General features: G+C 39.5%; 8 protein-coding genes. 3 read left to right on the top strand and 5 right to left on the bottom strand.

Annotated features, from left to right (window positions below):
* Positions 1–55: 55 nt before the first annotated feature.
* Together FW757_RS07915 and FW757_RS07920 are read right to left on the bottom strand one after the other, a co-directional pair.
* Positions 56–685: a hypothetical protein gene (locus FW757_RS07915; protein ID WP_145235262.1), complete on the bottom strand. Its 630-nt coding sequence runs from the start codon at positions 683–685 to the stop codon at positions 56–58.
* A 90-nt stretch (positions 686–775) separates the two neighbouring features.
* Positions 776–1,258: a DUF2947 domain-containing protein gene (locus FW757_RS07920; protein WP_182739734.1), complete on the bottom strand. Its 483-nt coding sequence runs from the start codon at positions 1,256–1,258 to the stop codon at positions 776–778.
* Between the two features lie 60 nt (positions 1,259–1,318).
* On the opposite strand from FW757_RS07920, the gene FW757_RS07925 reads away from it, so the two are divergent.
* Genes FW757_RS07925 through FW757_RS07935 form a run of 3 tightly spaced genes read left to right on the top strand, consistent with a single transcriptional unit; the run spans position 1,319 to position 3,647 of the window.
* Positions 1,319–1,558, top strand: coding sequence for a DUF1653 domain-containing protein (locus tag FW757_RS07925; RefSeq protein ID WP_145235257.1), 240 nt, complete (start codon positions 1,319–1,321; stop codon positions 1,556–1,558).
* Positions 1,559–1,609: 51 nt separating this feature from the next.
* A complete protein-coding gene (locus FW757_RS07930; protein WP_182739735.1) occupies positions 1,610–2,458 on the top strand; it encodes an AAA family ATPase in 849 nt (282 codons plus the stop codon).
* 1 nt (position 2,459) lies between these two features.
* Positions 2,460–3,647 carry a vWA domain-containing protein gene (locus tag FW757_RS07935; RefSeq protein ID WP_446441074.1) on the top strand — a complete coding sequence of 396 codons (1,188 nt, stop codon included), beginning with the start codon at positions 2,460–2,462 and terminating at the stop codon, positions 3,645–3,647.
* A 100-nt stretch (positions 3,648–3,747) separates the two neighbouring features.
* Here the strand turns inward: FW757_RS07935 and FW757_RS07940 are convergent, their stop codons facing one another.
* The 3 genes from FW757_RS07940 to FW757_RS07950 all read right to left on the bottom strand — a co-directional run.
* A complete protein-coding gene (locus FW757_RS07940; RefSeq protein WP_182761392.1) occupies positions 3,748–4,242 on the bottom strand; it encodes a hypothetical protein in 495 nt (164 codons plus the stop codon).
* Complete coding sequence (locus FW757_RS07945) at positions 4,239–5,636, bottom strand: RHS repeat-associated core domain-containing protein (RefSeq protein WP_404699009.1); 1,398 nt, start codon at positions 5,634–5,636, stop codon at positions 4,239–4,241. Before FW757_RS07945 ends, FW757_RS07940 begins: the two co-directional genes overlap by 4 nt.
* Positions 5,637–5,672: 36 nt before the next feature.
* Positions 5,673–6,155, bottom strand: a 483-nt coding sequence (locus FW757_RS07950) for a hypothetical protein (RefSeq protein WP_446441075.1), incomplete at its 5' end; no start/stop codon positions are given.

The following is a 6,155-nucleotide window of genomic DNA, read 5'->3' on the forward strand; positions in this document are numbered from 1 at the left end:
CTCCTTGATTTTACTCTACCAGTACAAATTTATAATGCGATTAAGGCTACTGGTATTATATTTTTTTAACTCGAACATGGGGACGTTTTAAATTACGCCAATTGATATTGCCTGCTAGCAGCATTTCTCTCAGTGATAAAATACGCGGTGTTGTGCGTTTATCAAAAGACCACTGATGGCCACAACAAGCAGCGGCCATTGTTGCCTTTGTGGGCTTTAATAACACCACCGACTGCCCTTCAAGCGGCTGACCTTGGCAGTCAAACCAACCATGCTCATTACAATGAAGTTTATTGTCGCTTACTTGGTCGATGCTGTCTATTGCAACACGGGTTTGATTTGCGCTATTGAGTAAAAGCGGAACAATTAAACCTACATTTTTATGTGTTTGATAAAAATCATCATTATTTTTTGCGTTGGGAGGCTGAGCTTTTTGCTTATCAAGCCAACAGCCATTGTGCGGATCTAACTGAAAAGGAACTTGACCATTTACCACGGCCGTTGCTGCGCGTTCTATATAATAAGGAAGACTTTTTAATCGCTTGCGTAAACGCTGCTCATTCACTTCAACAACTAATTGACCTATTTCCCGCGCATAAAAAGCATTGCACAACTGTGCATATAGCACACGTTGTGTATCTGATTGCCAAATATCGACTTGTTGAAAGGGGTCGCTTGCAGCCAACGATCATACTCTAAAACATCTAGTTGCTTGTTTTATAGCACAGTATTGACTGCTTTTTAAGCTCTGCTATTTACAAAAGCAAAGCTCAGGTTACTTAACTTGTGACTTTATACCTAATTTAGCATCGCCAGTTTCTAAAAACTGCACTACTTCATCACGTTTCTTACCTAATAACAGACTACCATCAGCTAAAAACATAAAATTTTGCCAATTGCGTTTAAACACATCAAAGCTGGTTTCGATAATATTATCGCGGGCGATACAAAAATACACGGTGGTATTAGCTTGCCAACCTAAGTGCGCAAGTATCTCAGCTGGCAGTTGCTCAGCGCCGGCTTCCCATGCAGCTTCCCAGTGAATAGTTTGCGAGAAATTGTCTTCGTTACCACACCAATCTGTTTTTTCAAAAAAATCAGGGTGGTCATGCTCGCGGCTCACCATGGTGCTCCATAAAACAGCGGCACGCTCATGGCTCATAGGTTTAATTAAGGCAAGGTCTTGTTCTGTTACTGGCGCATCTTGATGACGAAAAACCCACGCTTTTTTGTAATCATCTAACGAAATATAGTTCATAGTATTGGCAAATTAGTTAGCATTAAAAGTGCAAAGACAAATTATACAAGAGATCAAAACATGACTACAGCAATAAAACCACATACCCTCAAATCAGGCATATACCAACACTACAAAGGCCCAAAGTACAAAGTTCTATACGTCGCCACTCACAGTGAAACAGACGAACAATTAGTTATCTACCAAGCCTTGTATGGTGAGTTTGGCATGTGGGCACGACCACTGAGTATGTTTAGCGAAACCGTCGAGAAAGACGGCCAAATTATTCCACGCTTTAGCTACCTTGGTGAAGCCGATTAACTATGGCATGATAGGCATATTGTTTACTGCTCAGACCAGATAGGTATTTACGTGCAATTTAATTCTACTGATAACTACATCGCAAGTTCAGCGTTACAACAAGCGGTTAATGCGGCTATTTTGCTGGAAAAGCCACTTTTGATCAAAGGCGAGCCCGGCACTGGTAAAACCATGCTGGCTGAGGAGTTGGCTAAAAGCTTAGACACCACACTTATCCAATGGCATATCAAATCGACCACTAAAGCCCAGCAAGGCTTATATGAATACGATGCAGTATCACGCCTTCGCGACAGCCAATTAGGTGATGCCCGGGTAAACGACATTGGCAACTATATTATTAAAGGCAAGTTGTGGCAGGCATTTACTTATGGTGAAGAACATAACAAACGCCCGGTATTATTAATTGATGAAATAGACAAAGCCGACATCGAATTCCCGAACGACTTACTATTAGAACTCGATAAAATGGAATTTCATGTTTATGAAACCGGTGAGCGTGTAATCGCAAAACAACGCCCTATTGTGATCATCACCTCAAACAACGAAAAAGAACTGCCCGATGCCTTTTTACGCCGTTGTTTTTTCCATTACATTGATTTTCCATCTAGTGACGAAATGCAGCAAATTATCGATGTTCACCACCCACACGTAAAACAAGATTTAGTTCGCCAAGCGCTAGAAGTATTTTTTAATCTACGTGAAGTCAACGGCATTAAGAAAAAGCCTTCCACCAGCGAGTTACTTGATTGGTTAAAACTGCTTATGGCTGAAGACATCGATGCAAAAACTCTGCATGACAAAACTCAAAAAGGCGGTTTAATGCCAATGTTTGGCGCACTACTTAAAAATGAACAAGATATCAGCTTAATTGAAAAACTTGCCTTTATGAGTCGCCGTTAAGATGTTGGTTGCGTTTTTCTTCAAACTGCGTGAATACCGTTTACCTGTTAGTTTGCGCGAGCTGCTTGATTTGATCAACGCGCTAAAAAAAGGCGCGGTATTTGCCGATGTTGACGGATTTTATTATTTAGCCCGTACCATAATGGTTAAAGACGAAACCCACTTTGACAGGTTTGATAAAGCGTTTGCTGATTACTTTAGCGGCATTGCCGATCTGGACTTACTCGAAAGCTTAAAACAGCAGCACAACTTACCTGAAGATTGGCTGCGCAAAGAGTTTGAAAAACACCTAACCGATGAAGAAAAAGCCCAGCTTAAAGCCATGGGCGGCCTTGATGAGCTAATGAAAACCCTCAAAGAGCGCCTAGAAGAACAACAAAAACGCCACGCTGGTGGCAATAAATGGGTGGGCACGGGTGGTACATCGCCATTTGGCGCGTATGGCTATAACCCTGAGGGCGTGCGCATTGGTCAAGACGGCAACCGCAATCGCCAAGCAGTAAAAGTATGGGATAAACGCGAATACCGTAACCTAGATTCCGATCGTGAAATTGGCTCACGCACTATTAAGCTCGCCCTTAAAAAACTGCGCAAGTTTGCTCGCACTGGCGCCAGTGACACCCTCGATTTAAACGAGACCATTCGTGCTACCGCCAAACAAGGCGGCATGCTGGATGTAAAAATGGCACCAGAGCGCCACAACGCGGTAAAAGTATTGATGCTGTTTGATATTGGCGGCTCAATGGATGACTATATTCACACCTGTGAAGAATTATTTAGCGCCGCGCATAGCGAGTTTAAACACTTAGAATTTTACTACTTCCATAACTGTTTATACGAACACGTATGGCAAGATAATCAGCGCCGCCATTCCAACGTCATCGACACTATGACGCTGATCAACAAATTCACTAGTGACTATAAAGTGATCTTTGTTGGCGACGCCACTATGGGCCCGTATGAAATTGCCTACCCCGGCGGCTCAGTGGAACACTACAACGAAGAGCCCGGCAGTGTTTGGCTTGCCCGTATCACTAATCACTTTGATAAAGTCGCCTGGCTCAACCCACAACCGGTTGAACACTGGCGTTACTATCAATCAATTGATTTTATAAAGCAGCTAATGAACAACCGCATGTACCCACTGAGTTTAGATGGCATAAGTAATGCGATTAAAGAGCTGAGTTGAAACTAATGTGGCTCAATCCTGAGAAGTTTAATCTTTCTATTGTTAATTTGCCTAACAGCGTCGGCTAGTGAGGCTTTAGATTCAAACAACTTTTCTTTTATTAGTAATGTATCAACTTCTTAACAAAGACAAAAAACTGGCCCTGTGTTTTCTCGCTAATTGATATTGAGCATTTAATTTCACTAGAAAATTCATCACCTACGCTATACATTCCAATTAATAGTGAAGTAGCTTTTTCTCTATTTAAATCAGTAAGATTACTAAAACTAGATTCCAGCTCAATTGCTTTATCTAAACAATTCATTGTTGCCGAAAAAGTATGATTTTTATTTCGAACGGCTTCACTAGCGATATAAACTCCATAATTTCCTTTATAGCGATGCTTTAGATTTAAATACTCGGTTCTACTTTCATCTGTATCAACCCAAACTTCCCCTATTTGCCGATAATAGTCATACGGAACATAAGTTAAGTTTAATAGTGTATAAACAAAACCACCAGAAAATGTTTTTAAATGCCATTTGGCATATATATTTAAAGGATGTACCATTATTAACAACAAAATCAATATTGGTGTAATATATTTTATTTTCACCGTTGCATTCTCTGTTTATCAGCGAGCACGTTGTAATATTGTTTTATTACTTCATCAACGTAATCCTGACAGTTATTAGCTACAACATTATAGTTTTTCATGTCAAATGAAATTTGAGCGCGAGCTTCTGCTTTTTTCATTAAAGCATCATCATATTCTTTGCTTTTGCAAGAATATGCACTTGTCTCAGAGTCTGTATAAGCGAACCCATCAGCGAACAACCCATCACCAGAAAAGCCACTATTGGTTCCATCCTTATACAAAATCTGCTCATGAAAAATTCCTATATTAGTGTTTGATACGCCACTAGTTCTAAAGCCTTTAAATCCATTTAACGGTCTTGTACATATTTTTGCTAAACCGAATGGATCTATAAAGCTCACCGGATTACCACTAACATACTCGTAAGTATTAATGCCACCCGCTAAACCAATCGGGTCAGACTGAATGTATCTCCCCAATTCGGGATCGTAATCCCTAAAGTAGTTGTAATATAAACCGGCTTCAGCATCGGCATATTGACCAGGGAAGCGTAATGCCATTTCTTCTGAGAGCTCATTTTTAGTTTCAACTAACTTACCAAAAGGTGTATAGTAACCAGTCCAAACAGGTTCGCCATTACTGTTAGTTATTGCAACAGGCGCATCTAAATGGTTAGTATGGATGTAATAAATTTCATCCGCTGTTACAAATGCGATACGCTTACCATTTAAATAGATATATTCAATTAACGGTTTACCACTGCCATCCAATTCCGCAATTAACATACCTGATGAATCATATTGATAATAACGTTGATTACTACTGTTTTTTTCATCTATAACAGCATAATTACTATGAACAAAACTGAGCTCTGCACCATACCAAAAGCTAAGCCAATCACCTTGAGAGTTATCTAAAACCCACATAGAACCCTCTGGTGCTGTACCTCTTTTCTCAGAGCTACTGGTATTACTTGCTCTGACATTAACATTGCCTGTTCTAGTATTTGCAATTTCAAAACATTGCTCTATAGAGCCCTCTAAATATCCTCTTCCGTATACCCAACGTTGCTCATTTTGATACCAAATACGTCGCCAATTTCCTTGCAGGCCGGTTTCAACATACTTTTGCCCGACTTTTATATAGCCAACTTTTGTACTGTTTTTATCAGGCTCAGACCGAACCTTCACATTTTTAATGACTTCAACTACTTTGCAGTGGTCGTTTTGATTTGAGTTAGCTGTTTGCCATTGTTTGTTAGTTCGTTGACCAAGAAAATTATATTGGTAGTCATATTCAACTGTACCGGATTTAGTTTTTATTAAACGCCCAGCTTGATTGTGCTGATAGGTTCTTGTGCCATCATTAAGCGTATTTCCTATAGCATCATATGATCTATTTACGCCATTCACGCTGTTTAATACGCCATCGCTGTAGGTGTATGGTATTTATACCGAATTAACTACTTTGTTTGTGCGATTGCTAATACTGTCGTAAGTGTAGCTTAAGTCACCGTAGCGGCCTTGTGCGTTTGTTAACCTATCAATCAAATCATATTCATAACTTTGCGATAAACTCGAATGCAATAAGTCATCAATTGACTGAATATTAAGGTAGTTATAAATATATTTTTTATCAAATGTATCAGTCACCTTTTTATTAGTCAGCCGATAAGCATTATCATAGCCTTGTTCTAGGGTTAGGCTATTTCCGTACTCTAAATGACTTAAAGGGCCATAAGGTAAGTAATCAAGATTAGTTGCAATAATATTGCTTGTGTTATTTTTTTGAGCAGTAACGCTAATTATATTCCCTATAGAGTTATAACTATAATTTACAATCATTCCACTTGGGTATGTTTGCTGCGATAAATCACCAACATTGTTATAGTTATATTTAACGATCTGTACAAAGTCTGTGCCAGTTGGTAG

It is taken from the genome of Pseudoalteromonas sp. 1181_04 (assembly GCF_052850545.1).